1 protein-coding gene and 1 pseudogene are annotated in these 1,237 nt (G+C 36.8%); both read left to right on the forward strand.

What is annotated here, in order from left to right:
* Positions 1 to 418 (forward strand): annotated as a pseudogene (locus tag VXQ92_RS19050) (flavin oxidoreductase); the annotation flags it as partial.
* Between the two features lie 198 nt (positions 419 to 616).
* A partial coding sequence (locus VXQ92_RS19055; RefSeq protein WP_416682854.1) for an AraC family transcriptional regulator occupies positions 617 to 1,237 on the forward strand: 621 nt, incomplete at its 3' end.

Below are 1,237 nucleotides of genomic sequence, written 5' to 3' on the forward strand. Positions count from 1 at the left end.
CAGCGTAGACCAAACACATTATGGGCACTTATATAATAATGTCTGCTACTTAATGAGCCGTGCTTTCAAAGCTTATCAAACCGACTATATTCCTAAGCAAATGGCTTCGGGTTTCCGTACCAGTGAATCTCGTCTCTTGCTTGTTTTGGCAAGTGGTACTGCTTCTAGTAAAGAAGATTTACCGCGAGATATTGCTATGCCAATGCAAGAAGTTGAAAGGTCGGCTGAAATTCTAAAATTTGAAGGATTATTGGTCGATCATGATAATTTGTACGCCCTGACCGAAAAAGGCAAACAAACGGCGCAGTATTTGTTTGATATTGCCGATAGCCACCAAAATGAGGTGTTTAAAAAGTATTCTGAGGAACAAAAGAATATTTTTATTACCATGCTGCGAGATTTTGCGGGAGTAGCATAAGCCCCATTAAGCTGATAAATTGAATTGATTTATCAGCTTCTTTACATCTAGCTGACTATCATCAAAACAATTCCACGGATAAGGAATTTTTGGCACACAATTTGTTTATCAATAAAACATGATTGCAAATATGCCAAGACAGTGCACCACCACAAGCGCAAAATCTTGAGCGGTGGCACATGTATAGAGAGGTAAGGGATGAACCAATATGTAAGTGATGCATTACTCACATGGACGCACCATATTAAAAATGTGTGCGGCAATTTTGAAACCGATTTTGATGGAACCCGTAATTTATTCATTGGTGAGGTTCAGTGCTTTTTATTGGGCGATACCGAAATTGCTTTTATTAAAAATAATGCCAATAAAATTGTCCGAAAAGCCGATGAAATAGATCGAGTGAATAATCGTTTTTGTTTTTTGATTTTGCAGTATTCGGGAAAAATGCTGCTCGAGTATAAGAATGAGACTCTAAGTCTGAATGAAGGCGATATTGTGTTGGTAGACCCGGTCGAAACTATTTCGATGTATCCGCAAGGTTTGGTGAGTCAGATTTCAGTGCACCTGTCGCGTGAAAAATTACTTAAAGAAAATATTAGTACCGAATATTTTGGAAAACTGATTACGCAAAATATGAGTGGTTTTTTACTCAAGAATATTTTGAAAAATATGTCTGCTGAAAACATCAAACTTTGGTATGCAACGGAAGATGGTAATGCTTTTGAAGATGCGCTGATTGCTTTAATCAAACCCACAATCAATTATAAAAATATTAATAGTTCAAATAACCTGATGGAAAAAGCCGAGCGTTTTATTATT

It is taken from the genome of Acinetobacter sp. 228 (genome assembly GCF_048147885.1).